The sequence below is a fragment of the Lentzea californiensis genome (assembly GCF_024648825.1).
Taxonomy (GTDB): Bacteria; Actinomycetota; Actinomycetes; order Mycobacteriales; family Pseudonocardiaceae; genus Lentzea; species Lentzea californiensis.
The window spans coordinates 225505-250550 of record NZ_JANBBE010000008.1 but is presented as its reverse complement, the minus strand read 5'-3'; the positions used below and the strand labels follow the sequence as shown (position 1 = coordinate 250550).

Annotated in this window: 25 protein-coding genes; 12 read left to right on the top strand and 13 right to left on the bottom strand. The window is 69.2% G+C overall.

The window, feature by feature from the left end:
* Positions 1-43: 43 nt before the first annotated feature.
* From LX88_RS27995 to LX88_RS27980, 4 genes are all read right to left on the bottom strand, one after another.
* Positions 44-2314 (bottom strand): sensor histidine kinase, encoded by a 2271-nt coding sequence (locus LX88_RS27995; RefSeq protein WP_258950765.1) that lies wholly within the window; start codon positions 2312-2314, stop codon positions 44-46.
* 102 nt (positions 2315-2416) lie between these two features.
* Positions 2417-3061 (bottom strand): hypothetical protein, encoded by a 645-nt coding sequence (locus LX88_RS27990; protein WP_258950764.1) that lies wholly within the window; start codon positions 3059-3061, stop codon positions 2417-2419.
* Between the two features lie 26 nt (positions 3062-3087).
* A complete protein-coding gene (locus tag LX88_RS27985) occupies positions 3088-5346 on the bottom strand; it encodes a TOMM precursor leader peptide-binding protein (RefSeq protein WP_258950763.1) in 2259 nt (752 codons plus the stop codon).
* Complete coding sequence (locus tag LX88_RS27980; protein ID WP_258950762.1) at positions 5343-5528, bottom strand: hypothetical protein; 186 nt, start codon at positions 5526-5528, stop codon at positions 5343-5345. Before LX88_RS27980 ends, LX88_RS27985 begins: the two co-directional genes overlap by 4 nt.
* Before the next feature lie 210 nt (positions 5529-5738).
* Between LX88_RS27980 and LX88_RS27975 the strand changes: the two genes are divergently transcribed.
* The 7 genes from LX88_RS27975 (at position 5739) to LX88_RS27945 (ending at position 12293) form a co-directional block, all read left to right on the top strand.
* Complete coding sequence (locus LX88_RS27975; RefSeq protein WP_258950761.1) at positions 5739-6548, top strand: AfsR/SARP family transcriptional regulator; 810 nt, start codon at positions 5739-5741, stop codon at positions 6546-6548.
* A gap of 159 nt (positions 6549-6707) precedes the next feature.
* Entirely contained in the window at positions 6708-6959 is a 252-nt protein-coding gene (locus LX88_RS27970) for an acyl carrier protein (RefSeq protein ID WP_090070953.1), read from the top strand.
* Between the two features lie 28 nt (positions 6960-6987).
* Complete coding sequence (locus tag LX88_RS27965; protein ID WP_030474576.1) at positions 6988-7923, top strand: aromatase/cyclase; 936 nt, start codon at positions 6988-6990, stop codon at positions 7921-7923.
* 195 nt (positions 7924-8118) lie between these two features.
* Positions 8119-8832: a hydroxymethylglutaryl-CoA lyase-like TIM-barrel protein gene (locus tag LX88_RS27960; protein WP_258950760.1), complete on the top strand. Its 714-nt coding sequence runs from the start codon at positions 8119-8121 to the stop codon at positions 8830-8832.
* The gene (locus LX88_RS27955) at positions 8829-10097 is read left to right on the top strand and encodes a beta-ketoacyl-[acyl-carrier-protein] synthase family protein (RefSeq protein WP_030474579.1); all 1269 of its coding nucleotides are present in this window, start codon (positions 8829-8831) and stop codon (positions 10095-10097) included. Before LX88_RS27960 ends, LX88_RS27955 begins: the two co-directional genes overlap by 4 nt.
* A complete protein-coding gene (locus LX88_RS44385) occupies positions 10094-11308 on the top strand; it encodes a ketosynthase chain-length factor (RefSeq protein ID WP_258950759.1) in 1215 nt (404 codons plus the stop codon). Before LX88_RS27955 ends, LX88_RS44385 begins: the two co-directional genes overlap by 4 nt.
* A gap of 67 nt (positions 11309-11375) precedes the next feature.
* Positions 11376-12293 carry an acyltransferase domain-containing protein gene (locus LX88_RS27945; protein ID WP_258950758.1) on the top strand — a complete coding sequence of 306 codons (918 nt, stop codon included), beginning with the start codon at positions 11376-11378 and terminating at the stop codon, positions 12291-12293.
* A gap of 171 nt (positions 12294-12464) precedes the next feature.
* Here LX88_RS27945 and LX88_RS27940 read toward each other — a convergent pair whose 3' ends face one another.
* Positions 12465-13241: a cyclase family protein gene (locus LX88_RS27940; RefSeq protein WP_030474582.1), complete on the bottom strand. Its 777-nt coding sequence runs from the start codon at positions 13239-13241 to the stop codon at positions 12465-12467.
* Positions 13242-13333: 92 nt separating this feature from the next.
* Here LX88_RS27940 and LX88_RS27935 point away from each other — a divergent pair, with 92 nt between their 5' ends.
* The 3 genes from LX88_RS27935 to LX88_RS27925 are packed head-to-tail and all read left to right on the top strand — an operon-like array spanning position 13334 to position 15571.
* Positions 13334-13636: an antibiotic biosynthesis monooxygenase family protein gene (locus LX88_RS27935; RefSeq protein ID WP_258950757.1), complete on the top strand. Its 303-nt coding sequence runs from the start codon at positions 13334-13336 to the stop codon at positions 13634-13636.
* On the top strand, positions 13633-14631 hold the full coding sequence (locus LX88_RS27930; protein WP_307791351.1) for a CaiB/BaiF CoA transferase family protein: 999 nt from the start codon (positions 13633-13635) through the stop codon (positions 14629-14631). The genes LX88_RS27935 and LX88_RS27930 overlap by 4 nt, the downstream gene beginning before the upstream one ends.
* Positions 14632-14641: 10 nt before the next feature.
* On the top strand, positions 14642-15571 hold the full coding sequence (locus tag LX88_RS27925) for an LLM class F420-dependent oxidoreductase (protein WP_258950756.1): 930 nt from the start codon (positions 14642-14644) through the stop codon (positions 15569-15571).
* 19 nt (positions 15572-15590) lie between these two features.
* On the opposite strand, the gene LX88_RS27920 is transcribed toward LX88_RS27925, so the two are convergent.
* The 6 genes from LX88_RS27920 to lpdA form a co-directional block, all read right to left on the bottom strand.
* On the bottom strand, positions 15591-16085 hold the full coding sequence (locus tag LX88_RS27920) for a hypothetical protein (RefSeq protein WP_258950755.1): 495 nt from the start codon (positions 16083-16085) through the stop codon (positions 15591-15593).
* A gap of 53 nt (positions 16086-16138) precedes the next feature.
* On the bottom strand, positions 16139-16867 hold the full coding sequence (lipB, locus tag LX88_RS27915; protein WP_258950754.1) for a lipoyl(octanoyl) transferase LipB: 729 nt from the start codon (positions 16865-16867) through the stop codon (positions 16139-16141).
* Complete coding sequence (locus LX88_RS27910; protein WP_258950753.1) at positions 16824-17402, bottom strand: phosphatase PAP2 family protein; 579 nt, start codon at positions 17400-17402, stop codon at positions 16824-16826. The genes lipB and LX88_RS27910 overlap by 44 nt, the downstream gene beginning before the upstream one ends.
* Positions 17399-18289, bottom strand: a complete 891-nt coding sequence (locus tag LX88_RS27905) for a TIGR01777 family oxidoreductase (RefSeq protein ID WP_258950752.1) — start codon at positions 18287-18289, stop codon at positions 17399-17401. The genes LX88_RS27910 and LX88_RS27905 overlap by 4 nt, the downstream gene beginning before the upstream one ends.
* Positions 18290-18445: 156 nt before the next feature.
* Complete coding sequence (sucB, locus tag LX88_RS27900) at positions 18446-20191, bottom strand: 2-oxoglutarate dehydrogenase, E2 component, dihydrolipoamide succinyltransferase (protein WP_258950751.1); 1746 nt, start codon at positions 20189-20191, stop codon at positions 18446-18448.
* A 51-nt stretch (positions 20192-20242) separates the two neighbouring features.
* Positions 20243-21631 (bottom strand): dihydrolipoyl dehydrogenase, encoded by a 1389-nt coding sequence (lpdA, locus tag LX88_RS27895; protein ID WP_258950750.1) that lies wholly within the window; start codon positions 21629-21631, stop codon positions 20243-20245.
* A 179-nt stretch (positions 21632-21810) separates the two neighbouring features.
* On the opposite strand from lpdA, the gene LX88_RS27890 reads away from it, so the two are divergent.
* Positions 21811-22137: an oxidoreductase gene (locus tag LX88_RS27890; protein WP_030474592.1), complete on the top strand. Its 327-nt coding sequence runs from the start codon at positions 21811-21813 to the stop codon at positions 22135-22137.
* On the opposite strand, the gene LX88_RS27885 is transcribed toward LX88_RS27890, so the two are convergent.
* Positions 22134-22598, bottom strand: a complete 465-nt coding sequence (locus tag LX88_RS27885) for an OsmC family protein (RefSeq protein ID WP_258950749.1) — start codon at positions 22596-22598, stop codon at positions 22134-22136. The genes LX88_RS27890 and LX88_RS27885 overlap by 4 nt on opposite strands.
* A gap of 136 nt (positions 22599-22734) precedes the next feature.
* On the opposite strand from LX88_RS27885, the gene LX88_RS27880 reads away from it, so the two are divergent.
* On the top strand, positions 22735-23331 hold the full coding sequence (locus LX88_RS27880; protein ID WP_258950748.1) for a nucleotidyltransferase family protein: 597 nt from the start codon (positions 22735-22737) through the stop codon (positions 23329-23331).
* Positions 23332-23388: 57 nt separating this feature from the next.
* On the opposite strand, the gene LX88_RS27875 is transcribed toward LX88_RS27880, so the two are convergent.
* Positions 23389-24861, bottom strand: coding sequence for a leucyl aminopeptidase (locus tag LX88_RS27875; RefSeq protein WP_258950747.1), 1473 nt, complete (start codon positions 24859-24861; stop codon positions 23389-23391).
* Positions 24862-25046: the final 185 nt, after the last annotated feature.

Below are 25046 nucleotides of genomic sequence, written 5' to 3'. Positions count from 1 at the left end.
TGATAGGCCCGCGACCTGCGAATTCACCCGTTCCGCGGGGGCCTCAGTTGAACGGCAGCGGGATCTCGGCGCGCAACCGGTAGGTGTGCTCGGGCGTGAGCCCGGCGTGCAGGTCGCCGCCGAGGGCGCGGACGCGGGTGGTCAGGTTGCCGATGCCGCTGCCGTCGCGGGACCTCCGCTCGATCGAGGGGATCCCGTCGTTGACGATGTCCATCGTGACCAGGTGCCTCGAGCTGGAGAGCACGATCTCGCAGTGCTCGGCCTTGCTGTGCCGCAGGAGGTTCGTGACGCCTTCGCGCAGCACGGTCGCGAGCGTCACCTTCACGTCCGTGGGCAGCTGGTCGCACGCGTCGATGCGGACCGTCACCTCGATGTCGGCCGCGGACAGCAGCGCCTGCGCCGACTGGGTCTCCTCGTCGAAGGACAGCTCGCGGTAGCTCAGCGCCACCGACCGCACGTCCGCCAGCGCCTGCCGGGAGATCTCCAGCACCTCGGTGAGCTCCTGGCGGGCCCGGCCGGGGTCGATCGAGGCGAGCCGGTGGGTGAGCTCGCTCTTCAACGTGATGGCGGAGAGGCTGTAGCCGAGCAGGTCGTGCAGGTCGCGGGCGAACCGGAACCGCTCCTGCGTCACCGCCGCGGTCGCCAGTTCCTCCCGCGCCTCGTGCAGCTCGGTCACCATCGACCGCAGCCGGGACAACGCGTACAGCACGAGGCCGTGGTTCATCGCGGCCATGACGCCGTAGGCGATCTCGACCGCGTCGAACCCGTTCACCCCGAAGATGACGCCCTGCGAGGCGACGACCGCGAAGAACACCGGCCAGCCCACGCGGGACGGCAGCACCAGGGCCGCGGACCCGGCGAGGAAGCCCGTCAGGCCGAGGTAGGGGTCGCCGTAGACCAGCTGGGGCACGTACACGAACGCGGCGATGGCTCCGAGCACCCAGCAGCGCTGGGCGAGGCTCAGCCGGATCCGCGGCCTGCTCACCACTCCCAGCACGAGTCCGACCGTGCCGACGACGCCGGCCGCGGTCAGCACTATCCCGGTCGCGCCGATGCGGGCGTACTCGTTGAGCACCAGCATCGTCGTCGTCAGGAGGTACCCGATCACCACCGAGGTGAGCAGCACCTGCGCGAACGTCGTGGCGATCGCCGGACGTGCCGTGCGCACCCCCGGCGCGGGCTTCTTCTCCGGCTCCGAGTCGGCGGGTATCTCGGCGTGCAGCCGGTACGTGCCGCCGGGAGCGGTCTGCGCGAGCAGGGAGCCACCGATCGCGGTGGTGCGGGTGGCGAGGTTGGTGAGGCCGCTGCCGCGGTCGGCCGAGACCTCCGCCGGCGCGCCGTCGTTGACGATGTCGATCGACACCAGCTCGTCGGTGCCGCGGATGGTGATCGCGCACCGGGTGGCGTTGCTGTGCCGCAGCAGGTTCGTCACGCCCTCGCGCAGCACGGTGGCGAGCACGGTCCTCGACCGGGGCGACAGGTCGGGGTGGCAGGTCTCGATCGTCGCGGCGACGCCGGCCGCCGTCAGCACGGACCGAGCGGACTCGATCTCCTCGGACAGCGACAGCTCGCGGTAGCTCGACGCGACCGCACGAACGTCCGTCAGCGCCTCGCGGGCGATGCCGAGGATCTCCGCGAGCTCGCGCAACGCCCTGTCGGTGTGCTCACCGATCAGCTTGCGGGCCAGCTCCACCTTCAGCGTGATCGCCGAGAGGCTGAACCCGAGCAGGTCGTGCAGGTCGCGGGCGAACCGCAGCCGTTCCTGCGACACGGCCAGCTCGGCCAGTTCGGACCGCGCGGTCTCCAGTTGGCGCACCAGCGTCGGCAGCCGGGACAGGCCGTAGACGACGAGGCCGGAGACCGTCGCCCCCACCACGTAGTAGGCCTGCCCGATCAGGGGCAGCGTCGGCACGTAGAACGACTGGATCAGGCCGTTGCTCAGCACGACCGCGCCGAACGCGAGCCAGCGCACCCGGTTGGGCAGCACGAGCAACGCGCTGCCCGCGAGGAACCCCGGCATGCCCGGCCAGGCGGCGGGGAAGAACGGCATCGGCACGTAGACCAGCAGCACCATCGCGCCCAGCGCCAGGTACGCCCGGCTCGAGCGCAGGTCGGCGCCGGGCCGTGAGAACACCCGCAGCTGCAGGTACCCGATGGTGAGCAGGCAGGCGAGCGAGGCCGCGATCCGCGGGAACGTCGCCGACACCTGCAGGACGTAGAAGAAGGCGTTGCCGAGGTAGTTGGCGAACACCACGCTGATGACTACGTACGCCAAACGACGGGAGACCGAGGAACGTTCCAGTCGTTGCGTCACAGCAGCAGCTCCCACGCGAGGGTCGGGACGCGGCCATGATACGGGCGCATCCTGGGATTTCTCGCGTTTTGCGATCCGCGATCGGAGCAACATGGCGACGGCTCAACACTCCCGGACGACGACGAGTCCCGCCCCCGCGAGATAGGCGATGACATCTCCGACCAGCGTCTTCTCCACCTGCAACGACTCCGCCACCTGAGCGATCGTGCTCTCGGTGTGCAGCAACGACTTCGCGATCTCCGTCGCGGGCGCGCTGTGCAGGATCACCTGGTAGGAAAGGCCGGGACAGGCGAGTGCCTGGTCGCCGTTGAGGCGCTCGATCTCGGTGCGCGGCCGGATGGTGACGACCGCGTCCTCCTCGATTGGCGGCAACGCGAACACGGCGTCACGCGTGACGGCGACGACCGAGAGGATCGGACCGGCGCCGTCGTTCAGGCCGAGCGACGGCACGACACAACCACCCAGTTGGTCGAGCGTGTTCTTGAGCTTGCGCCAGATCAGGCACGGGCCGGAGCCGGTCTTCCACCGCACGAAGTTGTCGTGCAGGGCGGAGATGTTCTCCAGCGCCACCGGTCCGAGGCTCATGCGGTGCAACGCCTCGCGCACGAGCGGGCTCGTGTCCGCGATCTCGATCGCACCCCATCTGCCGTGCACGGTCAGGTGCTCGACGCCTTCGTCGACGAAGGCGTCCTCCAGCAACGACCACAGCGGCCGCCCGGCCGGGATGTGCGACTGCGTGGGCACCACGGCGCCTCCGCTCTGGCAGGTGAGCATCACATGAACAGCGGGATCGGGTTGAGCTCTTCGTATCGTCTGGGGCGGGTCAGTCGCCCCATTTGTACGGGCACGTCGTAGAGGCGCCCTTGAGCGAACCTCGACCAGAAGTGTCGCAGCCCCGGCACCACCACCCGCACGACCGGAAGTCCGATGTCGGGCCTGGTCTGGTCGAGCACGAGAACCTCCATCCCGCGCTGCTCCAGTGCGTGCTGGAGCGCGCGGACGTCGTCGGTCAGGTCGTGGCGGAACAGGTAGCCGTGGTGGGACGCCTCCCGCGGTGGCACGGACGGGTCGGGCGCGAGCCACGGCTGCTCGACCAGCTTCGTCGTCTCGAACCAGCGCCGCATGTCGACGTCGAACGTGCCGAGGTCCATCGGCCCGCACACCATCGGCATGCACTGGTTGAGCTCGGTGAGCGCCCGGCGTGCCGCGAGCCGCGGGTCCAGGTGCGAGCCGCAGCCGAGCATGATGTCCTCCCGCTCACCGGCGGTCCGTCTCGAGATCGCGACCATGGTCGGCACGCCGAGGTCCGACGTGACGTCCAGCAGCCACACCTCGCGGCCGAGGCCCGCGTGCACCTGACGCAGCTCGCTGATCCACGGGTCGCGGAACGAGTCGAGGTCCATGCCGGGCACGGGTGTGCGGTTGTACCACCAGATCGCGACGGCGTCGCGTTCGACGAGCTCCAGCAGCCCCTGCAGGACGGCGTCCTCGACGCTGCTGCCGGCCGCGCAGCCGTTGGAGTTCGACACGATGCTCGGCGGACAGGGGGCGCCGAAGTAGACCATGCCGGTGGGCAGGAACTTGTGGCGTTGCTCGGTGAGCGACCACAGAGGGGTCCAGTCCATCACCTCGTGCTCGTCGAACGGCGTGGTGACGTACTGGAAGTCGGCGTGCTGGGCGTTCCACTCGTCGCGGGTCTCGAACTGGCGCGGGTGGTACTGCTGCACGGAGTCGGGGTGGATCGCGCGGTCGCCCAGCGAGGTGAAGCTGCCGCTGACGCGGGCCTCCTCGCCGAAGAACGCGCCACTGCGGCGTTCCACGGCCTCGCACAGCGCGCCGACCTCGGCGTCGAGCGCGGTCACGCCCTTGCCGCCGGTGTCCGCGCGCAACGCCGAACGCAGACCCTCGATGCCCTCGCCGCCCGCCGCGATGTTCGCGCCGGAGCGGTAGGAGTTGAAGAACGCGGGACCCTCCGCCCGGCGGATCTCCCGCACGACCCCGGTGACGGGGCCGATGAGGTGGCGGTACTCGTCGAGCACCTCCTGCGGCGGCGACGCGCGGTGCCCGCCGCCGTCGCAGGAGCGCTTCACGCGACTCGCGAGTTCGACCGGCTCGAACGCTCTGCGCGCGACAACTTCCTGGTCACCGCAACCGCCGCACTGCGGACGGTGCCGCACCTCGTGCTGGGTGACCTTCATGCTCAGGCTGTCGTAGCTCCAGATGGAGCGCTGGGTCTCGTGCCGGAGGCCGGCGAGCCACTTGGCCACCTCGACCGACGCGATCTCCACCGCCATCGCGTGCAGCGACGGCAGGCCGATGAGTGGGCGGGGAGCCGGGCCCTTCTGCCCGCACCGCGCCCGCACGTGCGCCTCCGCCGTCCGGTTCGCGGACAAGCGGGTGGCGAGGCAACGCCAGCACGGGCCGTCGCCGGGGGTGAAGAACGGGCCGACGGTGACCTGCGCCCCGACCGGCTTGACCAGCAACCACGGCGTGCCGGACGCGCGGTGCGCCTCGTCGATGGCACGGAGCTCTGGCTCCAGGTAGTCCGCACACGCCACGACCGTCAGGTCACCACTCCCCGAGGTGACCGTGAGTCCGTTGCGGTGCAGGGTTTCCGCGAGCGCGTCGCGATCGATGTCGCCGATCGCGACGACGGAGACCAGCGACGTCGTTGTCGCTGCCACCGCGTCCGCGGGGTCGAGACCCGCCGCGTCCCAGTACGCGAGCGAGGCCTCGGTCGTGGCCGAACCGTCCTCCGTGCCGCGCCTGCCGATCAGTCCCGCCGCGGCGAGCCGGGTGAGCATCCGCTCGACCCTGTCCGCGGTCAGGCCGGCGGGCACGTCCCGCAGCAGCGCCGTGAGGTCCCTGGTGCCGTCGAGCAGTGGTGCCAATGCCTCGACGTGGGAGCCCTGGATCGCGGTGACCCCTGACTCGCCGATCAGATAAACGGCCTCGCCGTGCACGATCTGCGGGCGGAGATGGCGTTTGAACCCAATTCTTTGTTCGCCGGGTTCGGCCAGTTCGGGTCTCATGCCGCGAGGACCTCGTCGTAGGCGGCGCACGCCTTGCCCGAGCCGGTGATGGTCGACCAGCCCCACGGGAACAGCCAGTCCATCGAGGCCTCACGGTCGAACTGGTAGATCTTCATGTCGTCGGAGTCGTCTGTGGTGGTGGTGACGGAAGACAAGTGCTCCACGGTGACGGTGGGGTACATGTTCAGCTCCGATGTTTGCGTGTGATTTGTTGTGGGTAATGATGCGGACCAGCGCTAATGGATCGGTAGTTACCGGCTAATGCGCCTTCGTATGAAGTTTTCATACCCGGCACGGGCAGAACTCACCTGACATCGATGGCCTGTGCACTAACGCCGCGCCGTTGGGCCGAGCAGACTAATCCCGTGCTCGGAACCGAAGGAGGGGTCGCGATGCAGATCAAGGTCCTGGGGCCCGTCGAGGCCAAGGTGAACGGTCGCTCGGTGACGCCCACCGCGGCCAAGCCACGGCAGATCCTGGCGCTGCTCGCGCTGCACTCCGGGCAGGTGGTGTCCGTTCCCACGCTGATCGAAGAGCTGTGGGGCGACCGCCCGCCGCGCAGCGCCCGCACCACCCTGCAGACCTACATCCTGCAGCTGCGCAAGCTCATCGGCGACGCGCTGGCGACGTCCGGTGAGGGCGAGGCCAAGGAAGTGCTCGTCACCCGGTACGGCGGCTACCTGCTCGACGTGCCGGCGGAGGCCGTCGACGTGCACGAGTTCGAACGCCTCTCCCGCGCGGGCCAGCAGGCCTACGACGTCGAGGACTACGCCTCGGCCTCCCGGCTGCTGCGCCAGGCGCTGGAGATGTGGCGCGGTGCCGCGGTCGTGGACGTGCGGCCCGGCATGCCGCTCGGCATCGAGATCGTGCGCCTGGAAGAGGCACGGCTGGGCGTGCTCGAAGCACGCATCGACGCCGAGCTGCGGATGGGCAAGCACAAGGCGTTGCTCAGCGAGCTGTCCGTGCTCACCGTGCAGAACCCGATGAACGAGAACCTGTGCGCGCAGTACATGATCTCGCTGTTCCGCGCGGGCCGGCAGTGGCAGGCGCTCGACTCGTTCAAAGCCCTGCGCAACACCCTGATCGAGGAGCTCGGCGTCGAGCCGTCGTCGCGCCTGCAGTCACTGCAGCACGCGATCCTGACGTCTGATCCGCGCCTCGACAGCGCCGAAACTCGTCAGTTGCAACGCCTTCTGGCTTAGATCGAAGCTCCAACGGCCCGCGCCACACTGTGGCGCGGGCCGTTTTTGCTTGCAGGGCAACGCTTTCTTCGAGAATCTCTCCAGTGACTTACAGGTGCGCGGTGACAACCTCAGTCGTGGGCGCGCGGAAACCGCCCGCTGGAGGAAAGGAAGCTAGCCGTGAGCGCACTGACCATCGAGGGCCTCAAAGAGATCCTCAACGAGGCCGCGGGCGACGACGACTCGTTCAAGCCGGGCCAGGACATTCTCGACCTCCCGTTCCTCGAGCTGGGCTTCGATTCCCTCGCCCTGCTGGAGACGGTCGCGCTGATCAAGCGCAAGCACGGTGCCGCCATCTCCGACGACGAGCTGGCGTACATCGAGACGCCGCGTCAGCTGCTGGACAAGGTCAACGGACAGATCGCGGCCTGACGCCGGCGACTCGGATACGGAGACGGACATGACGCACACCACCACGCACACGGTCATGATCGGGGCTCCCGCCAAGGTGGTGTACGACCTGGTCGCGGACGTGACGACCTGGCCGTACATCTTCGGACCCACGGTTCAGGCCGAGGTGTTCGAACGGGACGGCTCGACGGAGCGGTTGCGGTTGCACGCGTTCGCCAACGGTGACGTGCGCACGTGGACGTCCCGGCGAGAGCTCGACCCGGCGAACCTGCACATCAAGTTCGAGCAGGAGCGCTCGGCCGCCCCGGTGAAGACGATGGGTGGGGAGTGGCGGATCGTCCCGATCGCCGATTCGGCGACGCGGGTCGATCTGCTCCACCACTTCACCGCGGCGCAGCCCGAGGCGGTCGACCTCATCCTGAACGCCGTCAACAACAACAGCGACGCCGAGCTCGCCGCCCTCAAGCGGGCGGCCGAGTACGGCGACGACTACGACAAGCTGGTGCTGTCGTTCTCGGACAGCATCACGATCCACGCGAGCCGCAAGGACGTCTACGAGTTCCTGTACCGCTCCGACCTGTGGCCGGAACGCCTGCCGCACGTCGCGCGGCTGGACCTCACGGAAGCCGTCACCGGCGTGCAGTCCATGGAGATGGACACGCGCAGCCCGGACGGGTCGATCCACACCACGCACTCGGTGCGGGTCTGCACCCCGTACGACGGCATCGTCTACAAGCAGACGCACACGCCTCCGATCATGGCGGCGCACGTCGGCCGGTGGACGTTCAGGGACATCGGAGACGGCATCGAGGCCGGCATCGAGGCGACGTCGCACCACACCGTCGTCATCCGGCCCGAGGTCATCCCCGACGTGCTGGGGGCGGACGGGACGATCGAGCGCGCTCGCGAGCTCATCCGTCACGCGCTGGGCACGAACAGCCTCACGACGCTCCGGCACGCGAAGGAATTCGCCGAGAACGGATGAGGTGACGCGATGGGGTTGGGTGGCGCGGACTTGTTGACCGCCGCAGCACGCGCTGCAAGCCGCAACGGACTTTACGTGGTCTCCATGTACCTGGAGAAAGCCGCGGTCGAGCACCAGCGCAAGGGTTGCCCTTCGGAAGTGGGGCACTGCGCTTACGAGATCGAGGCTTCCCGAGTACTGCTGTCGGGGTTCTAGATGAAGCTCTACGACATCTCGCTGCGTCGCACCAGCCTGTCCATTTCGGACAGACTGGTCGCGGCGCGGCGCCTCGACGCGCTCGGAGTCGCGTTCGTCGACGGAGGCAGACCCGCCCGGTCGTTCTACCACCGGGCGGCGATCGAACTCCGGTTGCGGATCGCCACCCTCATCGCCTCGGGCGGTGCGGAGGACCTGACCGCACTGCTGGCCGCGGAAACCCCCGCGGTGGCGGTGGTCGTCCAAGGGCACGGCATCTCGGTGGTCCGGGAAGCCGTGCGTCAACTCGTGCGCGCCGAACGACGAGTGGTCGTCGAGGCGCGGGACTTCTTCGACGGCTGGCTGATCGACCCCGAACACGCTTTGGAGGTCGTGCTGACAGCCGCGGAGGCTGGGGCGGAAACCGTGTTGCTGCACGACACAGCGGGAAAGCTGTGGCCGGACCAGATCGGCGAGATCGTCGCGTCGGTCGCGGAAACCGGTGTACCCCTTGGATTTGGATGTCACGACGACGGAGGAACGGCCGCGAAACAGCTGTTCGCTGCCGATGCGGGGGCGGGACTCGTACAGGGGTCCTACGCCGTCGTTCGAGGTGGCCTCGATCGGGCCGATTCACCATCGGTTCATTCGGCAGAGACAGGTATCGCTCCCGTGCCCTGTCCGAGATTGGAGCAGACCGTGTCCGCACAGAAGGCGATTGGAGGTGTCCGATGAGTCGTCGCGCCGTCATCACCGGGGTGGGCGTGGTCGCACCTGGTGGCATCGGAACGAAGGCGTATTGGAAACTGCTGTCCGAAGGGCGTACGGCGACTCGCAACATCACGCACTTCGACGCGTCTCCGTACCGCTCCCGCATGGCGGGGGAAGCAGATTTCGATCCAGTGCGCGAAGGCTTGACGCCGCAGGAGATCCGCCGTCTCGACCGGGCCGCGCAGTTCGCGGTCGTCGCGGGTCGTGAGGCGATGTCCGACTCCGGCATCGAGTTCGACCAGCTCGACCCAGGCCGCATCGGTGTCTCGCTCGGCACCGCGGTCGGCTGCACGACCTCGCTGGAGCGTGAGTTCATCGTCGGCTCCGACCGGGGCAAGTACTGGGAGGTCGACCAGTCCTACGCCGTCCCGCACCTCTACGACTACTTCACGCCGTCCTCGATGGCGACGGAGCTGGCGTGGACTGTGGGCGCCGAGGGACCGGTCTCCGTGGTCTCCACGGGCTGCACCTCGGGTCTCGACTCGGTGGGTTACGCCGCCGAGCTGATCATGGAGGGCTCCGCGGACGTCGTCGTCACCGGCGGCACCGAGGCCCCGCTCTCCCCGATCACCGTGGTGTGCTTCGACGTGATCCGTGCGTCCAGCACCCGCAACGACGACCCCACAACGGCGTGCCGGCCGTTCGACAAGACCCGCGACGGCCTGGTGCTGGGCGAGGGTTGCGCGATCATCGTGCTCGAGGAGCTGGAGCACGCCCGCGCTCGCGGTGCCCACATCTACGGTGAGGTCGCCGGCTTCGCCTCGCGGTGCAACGCCTACCACATGACAGGCCTGCACCCCGAGGGCATCGAGATGTCCGACGCCATCAACATCGCGCTGAAGCAGGCGCGTGCGGATGCCACGGACGTCGGTTACATCAACGCGCACGGGTCGGGCACCAAGCAGAACGACCTGCACGAGACGGCGGCTTTCAAGCGTTCGTTGGGTGCGCACGCCTACAAGACCCCGGTCTCCGGCTTCAAGTCGATGATCGGGCACTCGCTGGGCGCGATCGGTTCGCTGGAGATCGTCGGCTCGCTGCTGGCGTTCGAGCAGGACCTGATCCCGCCGACGGCGAACCTCCACGAGCAGGACCCCGAGTGCGACCTCGACTACACGCCACTGGTGGCGCGTGAGAAGAAGGTCGACACCCTCCTGACCGTGGGCAGTGGCTTCGGTGGATTCCAGAGCGCGATGGTGCTCAAAAAGGTGGAAGGGGCAGGCCGGTGACTCGGGCGGTGGTGACGGGAATCGGCATTGCGTCGCCGAACGGTTTGGGGCCGACCGCGTACTGGCGGGCGACCCTGCACGGGGAGGCGGCGATCAAGCCGATCACCCGGTTCGACAGCGCGAACTACTGGGCGAAGATCGCCGGTGAGGTGCCTGGCTTCGAGGCAGGGCGGCACCTGCAGGGTCGCCTGCTGCCGCAGACGGACCACATGACGCGGCTGACACTGGTCGGCACGGACTGGGCGTTGCGTGGTGCGGGTGTGCAGCCGAACGACATCCCCGACACGGACATCGCGGTGATCACCGCGGCGACCGCCGGCGGGTACGAGTTCGGGCAGCGCGAACTGCAGAAGCTGTGGCACCAGGGTCCGGAGTACGTCTCGGCGTACCAGTCGTTCGCGTGGTTCTACGCGGTCAACACCGGCCAGATCTCCATCCGGCACGGCACGCGTGGTCCCGGCGCGGTGGTGGTGTCCGAGCAGGCCGGTGGCATCGACTCCATCGGTCACGCCCGGCGCCAGCTGCGCAAGGGTGTCCAGCTCGCCCTCACCGGCGGCATGGACTCGTCGCTCTGCCCGTGGGCGTGGGTGGCGCACCAGGCGTCGGGTTGCCTGTCCCGCAACAACAACCCGAAGCGCGCCTACCTGCCGTTCGACCGCGACGCCTCCGGGTACGTCGCGGGAGAGGGTGGCGCGATCATGGTCGTCGAGACTCCCGAGTCGGCGGCAGGGCGTCCGGGTACGCGCATCTACGGTGAGATCGTCGGGTACGCCGCGACGTTCGACTCGAAGATGCCGTCCCGGGAACCGGGTCTGAAGCGGGCGGCCGAGCTGGCGCTGCGCGACGCCGGCATGGACGCCTCCGAGATCGACGTGGTGTTCGCCGACGCGGCGGGCATCCCCGAGCTCGACAAGGCCGAGGCCGAGGCGATCAAGGGCATCTTCGGGCCGTACGGCGTGCCGGTGACGGCGCCGAAGACCATGACCGGGCGTCTGTTCGCCGGTGGTGGCTCCCTGGACGTGGCGTCGGCGATCCTCTCCATCTACTGGAGCGCGATCCCGCCGACCGTCAACGTCGAGAACGTCGTGCCGGAGTACGAGCTCGACCTCGTGCTGAACGAGGCGCGGCACGGCAAGATCAAGGCCGCGCTGGTGCTCGGGCGCGGCAAGGGCGGCTACAACTCCGCCATGGTGGTCCGCGAGTACAGGTAGATGTCATGTGCCTCAAGGCCGTGAAGGTGTTCCCTTCACGGCCTTGAGCCGTTTCTGGAGGCGTGTTGTGGACGTAGCACTGATGTTTCCGGGTCAGGGATCGCAGTACCCGCGGATGGCGGCGTCCCTGTACGGCACGGATGCCGTGTTCACCTCGGTGATCGACGAGGTGTTCGAACTGTTCGGCGAGGTCGGGTCGGTCGCGTGCGAGGACTGGCTCTCCGGTGCCGACATTGACCACGTGTCCCGCGCGCAGCCGTTGCTGTTCGCGGTCGACTACGCGCTGGGACGCACCGTGCTGTCCTGGGGCGTCAAGCCCGTCGCGTTGATCGGGCACTCCGCGGGTGAGGTCGTCGCGGCGACGCTGGCGGGCGTGTTCACGCTGGAGGAAGCCGTGTCCCTGGTGCGGGACCGGGTGCTCTCGGCCGTGCCGATCCCGTCCGGCGGCATGCTGGCCGCCGCGGCTTCCGAGGCCGATCTGTTGCCGTACCTGGAAGGCGACGTCGCGATCGCCGCCGTGAACTCGGCCCGGCAGACGATGCTGGCCGGGTCCGACGAGCCGCTGTCACGGGTGCGGGCACGGCTGGAGGCCGACGAGTACATCGTCGTGACGGTGCCGGCGTCGACGCCGTTCCACAGCCCGGCGATGCAGCCCGCCGTGGACGAGGCACTGGCGTCGTGGAGTGCTTCTCCTCGGGCGCCGCAGATGCCGCTGTACTCGGGCTACACGGGCAAGCTGATGACTCCTGAGGACGCGTTGTCCGCGCGTTTCTGGACCCGGCAGCTGACCGACGCCGTCTACTTCGGACCGGCGCTGAACGAGCTCGTGGCGATGTACGACGTGCTGCTGGTGGAGGCCGGACCCGGCCAGACCCTGACGTCGTTCGCGCGCCGCACCAAGGCCGTGCGGTCCGGTGCGTCGCAGGTGTTGCCGTTGCTGGACTCCTCGGACACCATCGACGCCGCTCGCGCTCGTCTGGTCTGACCGCGACATAAAAGGGCCGCCCTCTCCCAGTTGAACTCTCCTGGGGGAAGGGCGGCCCTTTGGCGGTGCTCAGTCGATTCCGCGGACGATGTGGTCTTCGTTCTCCGGTGGCCAATCGCTGTTTTCCATACCTACGAAGGTAAGTACGGTGATTCAGCTCTCACTTGAGCACTAGTCGTCGAGCAGGGCGACGGCCCTCGTCCAGCCCGCGCCGGCGCCCTTGATCTTGACCGGGAACGCGACGACGGTGAACCCGAAGTCCGGCAACGCGTCCAGGTTCGCCAGGCGCTCGATCTGGCAGTACTCGCGGTCGCGGCCGGCGAAGTGCGCGGGCCACAGCACGCTCTCGTCCTTGGTCGCCAGGTAGCGCTTGACGATGTCCGGGAACGGCGCGTCGAGGCTGAACGCGTCCGTGGCGATCACCTTGACCCCGAGGTCCAGCAGGAAGTTCGTGGCGGGACCGTCGAGTCCGGTGTAGTCGGTGAAGTAGGTCTGGGTGCCCGCGTGCTCGGCGGCACCGGTGTCGAGGATGACGATGTCCATCGGCTTCGGCGTGTAGCCGATGCGGGCGAACTCCTTCTCCAGCACCTCCACGCCGATGACGCCGGTGCCGTGGCCTCGGACGTCGAGCTTCACGCCGGGGTTGTGGAACCACTCCAGCGGCATCTCGTCGATGTGGCGGGGGATTCCGTTGCCGTACGTGGTCTTCGAGCCGTAGTGGGACGGCGCGTCGACGTGCGTTCCGGTGTGGGAGGTGAGGCTGATGCGGTCCAGCGTGAGGAACTCGGAGTCCCGCAGCACGGAGACGTCGAACTCGATGCCGAGCCGCGCCTTGAGCTGCTCGGCCATGTGTTCGGCACCCTGGGCGGCCGTGAGCACCTCGTGCGTCACCGGGTCCGCTTCGTACGCGGATGCGTCAATGTGGGAAGACAGATCGATGATGCGCATGCGGAAAAGCTTGGCGGGCGTTCCTTGAGCACGTCTCAAGAGGCGGTGGGCAGAGTTTTCCCCAGTCTGACACCGTTTTGAGGAGCTTTCTCATGATCACCTTCCTGAACCGCTTCACGCTCACCGGTGACCCCGAGGAGTTCGAGAAGGCCTTCGACGAGACGGCCGCCTTCCTGCGCGAGCAGCCGGGCCTGATCCAGTACACGCTCTCGCGGCAGTTGGACGACCCGGCGTCGTACATCAACATCGCGCTGTGGGAGAGCGCCGACGCCCTGCGCGCGGCCCTGGCCCACCCGGACTTCGGCAACCACGCCAAGGCCATGCGCGGCCTGGCCGAGTCCACGGGCGCGATCTTCACCCCGCGCCTGTCGTTCGAAGCCTCCGCAGAAGCCTGATGGGGCCTCTGGACGGGCTGAAGGTCGTCGAGTTCGGCGGCATCGGTCCCGGGCCGCACGGCGCGATGCTGCTGGCGGACCTCGGCGCGGAGGTCGTGCGCGTCGAACGCCCGTCCGGCGGGCTGTCCGTGGTGCCGGACGCCTCCCGCGACTTCCTGTTGCGCGGCAGGCGTTCGGTGTCCGCCGACCTGAAGTCCGCGGACGGCAGGGCCGCGGTGCTGGCGCTGATCTCGTCGGCCGACGTGGTGATCGAGGGCTTCCGCCCCGGTGTGCTGGAACGGCTCGGCCTCGGGCCGTCCGACTGCCTGGCCGTCAACCCCGGCCTGATCTACGCGCGGATGACCGGGTGGGGCCAGGACGGCCCACTGGCCCAGCGCGCCGGGCACGACATCAACTACCTGTCGGTCACCGGCGTGCTGCACGCGATCGGCAAGCCGCCGCTGAACCTGGTCGGCGACTTCGGCGGCGGCTCGCTCTACCTGGTGCTGGGCGTGCTGGCGGCGCTGTGGGAGCGGCAGCGCACCGGCCTCGGCCAGGTCGTCGACGCGGCGATCGTCGACGGCGTGGCGTCGCTCGCGCAGATGATCTGGTCGATGAAGGCGCAGTCGGTGTGGGAGGACGCGCCGGACTCGAACCTGCTCGACGGCGGGTGCCCGTTCTACTCGATCTACGAGTGCGCGGACGGCGGGTCCGTCGCCGTCGGGTCGCTGGAGCCGCAGTTCTACGCCCTGCTGCTGGCCGGACTGGGGCTGACCGCCGCGGACCTGCCCGAGCAGATGGACCGCGACTCCTGGCCGTTGCTGCGCAAGACGTTCGCCGAGGCGTTCCTGACCCGCACGCGCGACGAGTGGTCGGAGGTGTTCGCCTCGTCCGACGCCTGTGTGACCCCGGTGCTGAGTTTGGAGGAGGCGGCCTCACATCCGCACCTGGTCGCCCGCGGCGTGTTCACCACCGAAGGGGCAGCCGTTCCTGCACCACGCTTTTCCTCGGACTAGATTCAGGTTCGTGGAACTGCGCATCTTCACCGAGCCCCAGCAGGGGGCGAGCTACGACGACCTGCTCCGGGTGGCCAGGACGGCCGAGGACGCCGGCTACGGCGCCTTCTTCCGCTCCGACCACTACCTCCAGATGGGCTCGGGCGACGGACTGCCCGGCCCGACCGACCCGTGGATCACGTTCGCCGGGCTCGCCCGCGACACGTCGACGATCCGCCTGGGCACGCTGATGACCGCCGCGACGTTCCGCCACCCCGGACCGCTGGCCATCAGCGTCGCCCAGGTCGACCAGATGTCGGGCGGCCGCGTGGAGTTCGGCATCGGCGCCGGGTGGTACGAGGCCGAGCACAACGCGTACGGCATCCCGTTCCCGTCGCTGGGGGAGCGCTTCGACCGCTACGAGGAACAGGTCGCGATCATCACCGGCCTGTGGGAGACCCCGGTCGGCGGCACCTTCTCGTTCGAGGGCAAGCACTACACGCTCACCGACTCGCCCGCGCTGCCGAAGCCGGCGCAGGAGCGCGTCCCGGTGCTGATCGGCGGCATGGGTGCCAAGCGCACGCCTGCCCTGGCCGCGTCCTACGCCACCGAGTTCAACCTGCCGTTCGTCGGCATCGACGCCGCCGTCGAGCAGTTCGCCCGCGTCGACGCCGCGTGCGAGGAGATCGGCCGCGACCCGGAGGAGATCACCCGCTCGGTCGCGCTCGTCGCGTGCGTCGGCCGCACCGACGCCGACGTCGCCCGCCGTGCCGCCGCCATCGGCCGCGAGGTCGCCGAACTCAGGGAGAACGGCCTGGCCGGCTCCCCGGCGGAGGTCGCCGACCGCATCGGCGCGTGGCGTGAGGCGACCGGCGTCCAGCGCGTCTACCTGCAGACCCTGGACCTGGCCGACCTCGACCACATCACCGAGATCGCGTCGGACGTGGCACCCCAGCTCTGATCTGTCGCGTACTCGGATATCAGGCGAGCGCTTTGCGCACTGCTGACGGCATCGGCAGGACGTGGTTCGCGAACCGCCGCCGGTATCCGATGTAGCGCAGCTGGAGGCCGGGCTCGTCGAAGTAGCGCTCCTCCAGCCCGTCCTGCCCGAGGACCAGCTTCAACCCGCGTCCGAGCATCGACGGGGAGTCGAGGTCGAAGCGGGCCCGCAGCACGTCGGCGGCCGCGTGGTCGCCGAACTCCAGCGCGGCCCGCCGGACGGACTCGACCGGCACCGCCAGGTACTGCTCGTCGGCACGGACGCCGTCGCGATGGGCGATGCCCAGCGCGCTCAGTGCCTTCTGGTGCGCTCCGCCGTCCAGGCCGAGGTAGTACTGCTCCCAGTCGCCGACCTGGATCTCACCGCTCCACGTCCGCACGGGAGCGGCCGCCGCCACCGGCCCGGTCGAACTCGTTCCGCCTGCCAGCGCCGCTACACCGGCAGCCGTGAACAACTGGCGTCGGGACAACCTCACGACGCACCCTCCTCCGAATTCCCCCGGGAGACGCCGCTGGTCCCGCCGCGGGGCTACGGAATGCTAGCGAAGGTGATACCCGGAGCGACGGGGCCAGTGCGGGCCAAAGTGCGGTCCGTCAGGGGGAGCGTTCCGTCGAGGGCCGCGAGCACAGCGTCACGGGCGAGCGGCAGGACCTCGGCGACGGTGACGTCGCGGCCCAGTTCGTGCGAGAGGGAAGCGACGCCCGCGTCCTTGATCCCGCAGGGGATGATGTCGCCGAACGCGTCGAGGCTCGCGTTGCAGTTGATCTCGAAGCCGTGCATGGTCACGCCGCGCTGCACTCGGATGCCGATGGCGGCGACCTTGCGCTCCGGGCCCCGGTCGTCGGCGGGCAGCCACACGCCGCTGCGGCCCTCGATCCGGCCGGTGTGCACGCCGAGCCGGTCGCACACGTCGATCAGGCCCTGCTCGACGCGCCGCACGTACTCCACGACGTCGATCGGATCGGCGAGCTTGACGATCGGGTAGCCGACCAGCTGGCCCGGGCCGTGCCAGGTGATCTTGCCACCGCGGTCGACGTCGATGACCGGGGTGCCGCCACCGCGCGGGCGCTCCTCGTCGAGGGTGCGCCGGCCGCAGGTGTAGACGGGCGGGTGTTCGAGCAGCAGCAGGGTGTCCGGGCTGGTGCCGCCCGCGCGCGCCTCCGCGATCTCCTTCTGGAGGTCCCACGCCGCCATGTAGTCGATGAGCCCCAGCTCACGGATGACGACGGGGTCTGACGAGGTCCGGCACGAGTTCACGACCCGACGTTACCAACCCCAGGAGCATGGCCGCCAAGAGTCCGACGCCCGTCACACCCAGCACGGCACCGATGACGTCGGTGACCCAGTGCATCTGCAGGACGATCCTCGCGAACCCCGCCACCAGCACCGCGAGCACCGCCCACAGCACACCGCGCTTCAGCAGCACGACCATCGTGAAACCGACCGACGCGACCGCCACCGTGTGCCCGCTCGGATAGCTCGGCAGGTGGTACTCGACGGGCCGGACGCGGTCGAACAGGAACCGCGTCAGCAAGGTCGCGCAGCACAGCGCGTGCAATGCCAGCGCCTTCCACAACCGCGGGTCGCGCCGCCGCCAGGCCAGCACGAACAGCACCGCCGCGAACGCCCACCCGATCGTCGGCCCGAGCACCAGGCTCACCACGAACGCCGTCGCGCGCAGCCACTCGGGTCGCGGCAGCCCGTCGTGCACCCACACGTCGAGGCTCGTCGTCTCGGGGAGCCCCAGCAGGACCCACGAGATGACCAGCGCCGCCGCCACCGCACGCGTCATGCGACCGCCGCGTTCAGGGCCGCCGGCAGCGTGGGGTGCAGGAAGTGGAACCCGTGCCGCTCCAGCACCTTCGGCGTCAGGCCCGGACCGCTGAGCAGCAGTTCCTGCGCCATCTCACCGCCGAGCAACGTCTTGAGCGCGAACGCCGGCACCGTCCACGGCGCCGGCCGGCTCAGGGCCGTCGCGACGGCCTTGGTGAACTCGGCGTTCGTCACCGGAGCCGGGCCCGCGACGTTCACCGGCCCGCTGACCTCCTCGTGCTCGACGACGAACCGGTAGGCGGACACGACGTCGTCCAGCGACACCCACGGGAAGTACTGCTCACCGCTGCCGAGCTTGCCGCCGAGGAAGAACTGGAACACCGGCTTCAACCGGCCGAACACACCGCCCGACGGAGAGATGACGACAGCGGTGCGCATGAGCACGACCCGCACGCCGCCCGCCTGCGCCGCGGACGTCGCCGCCTCCCAGTCCTGGGTCAGCCGTGACATGAAGGTGTGGCCGCCCGGCGCCTCCTCGTCCACGAGGCGCGACGCGGTGTCGCCGTAGAAATGAGCGCCCGACGAGCTGACCAGCGCCGGCACCCCGTGCTCGACGCAGGCCGCCGACAGCACCTCGGCCGGCACGACCCGGCTGTCGTGCAGCACCTGCTTGCGCGCGTCGTCCCACCGCTTGTCGGCGATGCCCGCACCGCACAGGTTGATGACGGCGTCGGCGCCCTCGAACGTTCCGTCGTCGATGCGTCCGGCGTACGGGTCCCAGCCGCGTTCGTCGGGCGCGGCGGATTTGCGGCGCACCAGCCGCAGCACCTCGTGGCCGGCGGCGCGCATGGACGCCACCAGGCTCGTTCCGATCAAGCCCGACGATCCCGCGATGACGACTCGCATAGATAGATCGTTCCCCACTCACGCACCGCGTGCACAGCCACTCCCGGTACATCCGACCCAGGATGTGCCGAAGGCCACCCCGGCAAACCGGGGTGGCCTTCAGGTCATACGTTCCGCTGATCTCCGATGTGCCGGAGATCAGCACCGCTCAGGCGTTCAGAGACCGAGGTCGGCCTCGAACGCGCCCTCCTCGAGACGGTTCTTGACCGTCGTGAGGAAGCGGCCCGCGTCGGCACCGTCGACCAGGCGGTGGTCGTAGGTGAGCGCGAGGTACATCATCGAGCGGATCGCGATGGTGTCGTTGCCGTCCTCGTCGGTCAGGACGACCGCGCGCTTCTTGACGACGCCGACGCCCAGGATGCCGACCTGCGGCTGCTGGATGATCGGGGTGTCGAAGAGCGCGCCGTTGCTGCCGAGGTTGGTCAGCGAGAACGTGCCGCCGGCGAGCTCGTCGGGCGTGAGCTTGTTCGAGCGGGCGCGCGCCGCCAGGTCACCGATCTTGTGGGCGATGCCCGACAGGTTCAGGTCACCGGCGTTGTGGATCACGGCGTTGAGCAGGCCGCGCTCCGTGTCGATCGCCAGACCGAGGTGCTCGGCACCGTGGTAGGTGACCTCCTTGCGCTCCTCGTCGATCGACGCGTTGAGCACCGGGTGGGCCTTGAGGGCCTCGATGGCGGCCTTGGCGAAGAACGGCAGGAACGTGAGCTTCGCGCCCTCGCGAGCCTCGAACGCCTTCTTGGCCTGGTTGCGCAGCCGGGCGATCTTGGTCACGTCGACCTCGAACACCTGGGTGAGCTGGGCCGAGCCCTGCAGCGACTCACGCGTGCGCTGCGCGACGATCTGACGCAGGCGCGGGAGCTTCTGCACGGTGCCGCGCTTGCCCGAGTTGTCGACCGCGGCCGGAGCCGAGGTGCGCGAGGCGGGAGCGGCGGCCGGAGCAGCGGCGGCGGGCGCGGGAGCCGGGGCCTTCTTGGCCTCGACGGCGGCCAGCACGTCCTGCTTGCGGATGCGGCCACCGACGCCGGTGCCCTTGAGCGAGCCCAGGTCGATGCCGTTCTCCGACGCGAGCTTGCGCACGAGCGGGGTGACGTACGGCGCGCCGTTCGCGTCGTCCGAAGTGGACTGCGCGGCCTGCGGAGCCGGAGCGGCCGGAGCCGCCTGCTGCGCGGGGGCGGCCTGCTGCGGAGCAGGTGCGGACTCCTGCTTCGGAGCCGGGGCCGGGGCGGACTCCTGCTTCGGCTCGGGCTTGGACTCCTGCGCGGGAGCGGCGGCCGGAGCCGCGCTGCCCGAACCGATGACGGCGAGCTTGCCGCCGACCTCGACGGTCTCGTCCTCACCGGCGCTGATCTCGAGCAGCGTGCCCGCGACCGGCGACGGGATCTCCGTGTCGACCTTGTCGGTGGACACCTCGAGCAGCGGCTCGTCGACCTCGACGCTGTCGCCGACCTGCTTGAGCCAGCGGGTGACGGTGCCCTCGGTGACGGACTCGCCGAGTGCGGGCATCGTGACGTCGGTGCCCTCGGCCGAGCCGCCGGACTGGGCGGGGGCCTCGGGAGCCGGAGCTTCCTGAGCCTCCTCGGACGGCTGCGCGGAAGGCTGCGTCTGCTGCGGCTCGGGAGCGGACTCCTGGGCCGGGGCGGGCGCGGGCTCGGACGGTGCGGCGTCGCCGTCACCGATGACCGCGAGCTCACCGCCGACCTCGACGGTGTCGTCCTCCTGCGCGACGATCTTCTGCAGGACGCCGGCCGCCGGGGACGGGATCTCGGTGTCGACCTTGTCGGTGGACACCTCGAGCAACGGCTCGTCCACCTCGACCCGGTCGCCTTCTTGCTTCAACCACCGGGTGACCGTGCCCTCGGTGACGCTCTCACCGAGTGCGGGCATCTGGACGGAGAAGGCCATTGTTCGCTGACTCCTCGTGCTCTCGTGTGGCTGACTTTGTGTGGGGAACGGTCAGCCGTGCACGTGCAGCGGCTTGCCGGCCAGGGCGAGGAACGCCTCGCCGAGGGCTTCAGTCTGGGTCGGGTGGGCGTGGATCAGCGGAGCCACGTCTTCCGGGTAAGCCTCCCAGCTGTAGATCAGCTGTGCTTCACCGATGAGTTCGCCGACGCGCTCGCCGACCATGGTGATGCCGACGACCGGGCCGTCGGGAGCCTTGACGAGCTTCACGCCACCGGCGGTCTTGAGGATCTGGCTCTTGCCGTTACCCGCGAGGTCGTAGACGAAAACCTCGGCGGAGCCGTACTTCTCCTTGGCGGCGGCCTCGGAGAGACCGACGGAGGCGACCTCGGGCTTGCAGTAGGTGACGCGCGGGATGCCCGCCTCGTCGATCACCTTCGGGTTCTGGCCGGCGATCTCCTCGGCCACGAAGATGCCCTGCTGGAACCCGCGGTGCGCGAGTTGCAGGCCGGGCACGATGTCGCCGACGGCGTAGACGTTCGGGAGGTTCGTGCGCAGGCGCTCGTCGGTGACGACGAAGCCGCGGTCGATCTTGACGCCGGCCTCCTCGTAACCGTGACCCGCGCTGTTCGGGCCGCGGCCGACCGCGACGAGCAGCAGGTCGGCTTCGAGGACGTCGCCGTTCTCCAGCGTGACCGACACACCCGCGTCGGACTGGGTGGCGCCGGTGAACTTCACGCCGGTCTTGAACTTGATGCCGCGCTTGCGGAACGCGCGCTCGAGCTGCTTGGAGGCGTACTCGTCCTCGGCCGGGACCAGGCGGGGCAGGGCCTCGACGATGGTCACCTCGGCGCCGAACGAACGCCACACGCTCGCGAACTCCACGCCGATGACGCCGCCGCCGAGGACGACGACCTTCTCCGGGATGAAGTCCAGGTTGAGCGCCTGGTCGCTGGTGATGACCCGGCCGCCGATCTCCAGGCCGGGGAGGCTGCGGGCGTACGAACCGGTCGCGAGGACCACGTTCTTGCCGACGTAGCGCTGGCCGTTCACCTCGACGGTGTTCGGGCCGACGAACGTGCCCGCGCCCTCGACGAAGGTGACCTTGTTGGCCTTCGCGAGACCCTGCAGACCCTTGTAGAGCCGCGAGACGACGCCGTCCTTGTACGAGTTGACGCCGGCGATGTCGATGCCTTCGAGCGAGCTCTTCACGCCGAACTGGTCGCCCTCGCGAGCGTTGTCCGCGACCTCGGCCGCGTGCAGCAGCGCCTTGGTCGGGATGCAGCCGCGGTGCAGGCAGGTGCCGCCCAGCTTGTCCTTCTCGACCAGGACGACGGACAGGCCGAGCTCTGCCGCGCGGAACGCGCAGGCGTAGCCACCTGAACCACCGCCGAGGATGACGAGATCGGCGTTGGTGGCCGACTCCAGTTCCGGCGAAGTCACTTCGGATCTCCTCGGGATTACTTACTACGCGCGGGTGCGCGCGAGGTACGCGGCCATCTTGTCACTAGTTGCCGGACCGTGGTGATCCGGCATCCGACACCATGCCCGATGCTGATCATTCACCTACTCATAACACCCTTACCTGGCACCATGGTGCAGGGAAGCACAGGAGGTGCTCGATGGGGCTGTTCGATCGTTTCCGCAGGAAGCCACGCCCAGGTGTGTTACGCACCGCCTCAGGCCAGGACACGAGCCATCTCGAACAGTGGACGAAGAGCCGTCACGGCGTCGAGGCCTATGTGGAGCCGAAGACCACGGTGACCGAAACCACTGTGGTCCTGGTCGCTCACGACGGGGAGTGGACCCGCCGCCGAGTCGCGTCACCGGACGCCGCGAGGTCGTTCGCGCGCAAACTCGGCATGCCGATCTACGACGCGGGCATCGTGGGTTACCCGAAGCGCATGCGCGACTACACCGCGCGCAAAAAAGCCTCGGGCGATCTTTAGAACTCCACGGTCGGTTCGTGCCGCACGGGAAAATTGACGCTCGCCGCGATGAAGCACAGCGAGTGCGCTTTCTCGTGCAACGCCTGCGCCGTTTCCTTGGTGGCGGGGTCCGCGACGGTCACGACGGGGTTGAGCAGCACCTCGGTGAACCGCCCGGACCCGTCCGGGTGCTCGGCCATCGTGCCGGTCGCGTGGTCGCGGTAGCCGGTCACGACGACGCCGTTGGTCGACGCGAGGTGCAGGTACCAGAGCATGTGGCACTGCGAGAGCGACGCGACCAGCAGTTCCTCGGGGTTGTAGCGGCCGCGGTCACCCCGGAACGACGGGTCGGACGACCCGAGGATCGTCTCCTTGCCCTCGATCCGGACCTCGTGCGCGCGCTCGTAGGAGTTGTACCCGGAAGTGCCGCTCCCGGTGTTCCCGGTCCAAACGACGTCGGCCTCGTAGTGATGCGTCCCCATGTGGAAATCCTCCTCTCTCGCCGGGCTGTCGGCAACAGTCCACATCGGACTGGAATCCGGCACTCATTCCCTCCGTGGAACAAGGAATTCGGGTGAGCGCTCCTTTGTGCACCATGATCGTCTACTTGGGACTCGGATGAGACCCGGCCGGTTGCCCGTCGACGAACAGGCCGAGGCGTTGCGGGACGTCCTCGGGCGCAACGAGGTGCTGACCGACGTCCTCGCCGGAGCGGCCGAGCTGTGCCTGCCGGGCTGGTACCTGACGGCGGGATGCGTGTTCCAGACGGTGTGGAACGTCATGACCGGCCGGCCCGCCGCCGAGGGCGTCCTCGACTACGACCTGTTCTACTTCGACGCGTCCGACCTGTCCTGGGAAGCCGAGGACGTGGTCATCCGAGCGGGCCGGGAGCGGTTCGCCGGCGTGCCCGCGACCGTCGAGATCCGCAACGAGGCGCGCGTCCACCTCTGGTACGAGGAGAAGTTCGGGGTGCCCTGCCCGCCCCACGACTCGACGGAGGCGGCCATCGACTCGTTCGCCGCCACCACGTGTTGCGTCGGCATCCGGTCGGAACCCGACGGGCGGTGGCGGGTCTACGCGCCGCACGGTCTCGCGGACGTGTTCAACCTCGTCGTGCGACCCAATCCCGTGGTGGCTCCGCGCCACGTCTACGAGACCAAAACGAGCAGGTGGCGAGCCCAATGGCCCACGCTGACCGTGCTCCCGTGGCCCTGAGAACGCCGAACGGGCGGAGATCCAAAGGATCTCCGCCCGTTCCGTGAGAAGCAGGACTCAGCCGTTGGCCGCGATGTCCGCCAGCACGGCCGCGATGGTCCGCACCGGAACACCGGTGCCGCCCTTCGAGGTGTAGCCGTAAGGCCCACCCGTGTGGAACGCCGGGCCGGCGATGTCGATGTGCGCCCACTGCACGCCCTCGGCCACGAACTCGCGCAGGAACAGGCCGGCCGCGAGCATGCCGCCCCACCGGTGACCGGTGACGTTCGCGAGGTCCGCCAGGCGGGAGTCGAGGTCCGCGCGCAGCTCCTCGGGCAGTGGCATGGCCCACGCCGACTCGCCGACGGCGGTGCCGATGGCGGCCACGCGGTCGCGGAACTCGTCCGAGCCCATGACACCCGAGGTGCGCTTGCCCAGGGCCACGACCTGCGCGCCGGTCAGCGTCGCGGTCTCGATCAGGTAGTCCGGGTCGTCCTCGCACGCGCGCACGATGGCGTCGGACAGGATCAGGCGGCCCTCGGCGTCGGTGTTGAGCACCTCGACGGTCTTGCCGCCGTACATGGTCAGCACGTCGCCGGGGCGGTACGCGTCACCGGACGGCATGTTCTCCGCCATCGGGATCGACGCGATGATCTCCAGCGGGTACTTGAGCTTCGCGGCGAGCACCATCGTGGCGACGATCGCGGCGGCACCCGACATGTCCGAGGTCATCTCGTCCATGCCCGCGGCCGGCTTGATCGAGATGCCGCCGGTGTCGAACGTGATGCCCTTGCCGACCAGAGCGACCTTCTTGACGGCCTTCGTGCCCTTGTACGAGATGCGCACGAGGCGCGGCTGGCGGGTCGAACCGACGCCGACGCCCAGGATGCCGCCGAAGCCCTGCTTCTTCAGCGCCTTCTCGTCGAGGACCTCGACGTCGAGGCCGGCCGCGGTGGCGAGCTTCTCCGCGCGGGCGGCGAACGAGGCGGGGTAGAGGTCGTTCGGCGGCGTGTTGATGAAGTCACGCGCGATGGCGACGGACTCGGCGATCGCGACGGCGGCCTTCAGCGCGGCCTTGTTCTCCTTGGAACCGGCGGCGTGCAGGTCGACCTTCACGACCGGGCCCTCGCCCTTGTCGGACTTGTACTCGGTGAACGAGTAGGCGCCGAGCAGCGTGCCCTCGGCGGCGGCACCGACGTGCAGGGCGGCGAGCGTGTTGATCGCGCGCTTCTTGCCGCCCAGCGCGCGGGCGGCGACACCGGACGCGCGGCGCACCTGCTCCTCGCCGGCGGTCTTGCCGAGGCCGACGGCCAGCACGAGCGGGGCGGCGATCTTGCCGAAGGTCGGCACCTTCACCAGTTCGTCGGCCTTGCCGGACGCGCGCAGGGTGCCGAGCACGTCGAGCAGCGCGCCGTCGAACGCGGCGGCGACAGCTTCGGCACCGGGTGCGAGCTCCAGACCGTCCGCACCCTGCAGGGTGCCCACGACGACTGCGTCCGCGGCGGTGGTGCTCAGGTCACCCTCGGTGAGGGCCAGCTTCGGGGCTGTCACGTGCTGCTCCAGGGTTGTTGCGGGCGAGGCTCGGAATCGTGACTCATGCTAAAGGTCGGACTGTCCCACCAATGCCCAGCCCCGCCACGATCGCCGCAATCCGTGACGTTGACAGTTGCGCACAGTGGCGATTCGCCCGTTTCACGCGTCAGTCGACCGGGTGGTTACGGCCGGATGCCGCATCT